We start from the raw sequence: 276 nt of genomic DNA on the forward strand, positions 1-276 counted from the left end.
GAGCTTCAGAGGCAGTTGCTGCATTTTGCAATGCTTTGGCAATTGATAACGCATTTTCAAGCTGGGTAATGGCACCTTGCATATCCAGTTGTTTACCCTGTGCCTTAGGCTCGATCTGACTGGTCAGGTATAAGCCTTTATTGGCAGCAATCGCACCCCACTCATCGGTGCGCAGTTCAAATCCCTCACCACGCTGCTCTTTGTTTTGGTCAACTAAATGCCCGATGTTAAGCTGGGTTTTACCGTATTCGGTCGCTAACTTGATGTGCTCTTGTC

The 276-nt window shown here is 47.8% G+C and carries 1 protein-coding gene; it reads right to left on the minus strand.

The window, feature by feature from the left end:
• Window positions 1-276 (minus strand): type VI secretion system Vgr family protein (locus H3S88_RS13200; protein WP_198237287.1); only part of this gene is annotated, 276 nt, incomplete at both ends.

The sequence above is a fragment of the Gilliamella sp. B14448G11 genome, from assembly GCF_016101765.1.
In the GTDB taxonomy this organism is placed as follows: Bacteria; Pseudomonadota; Gammaproteobacteria; order Enterobacterales; family Orbaceae; genus Gilliamella; species Gilliamella apicola_N.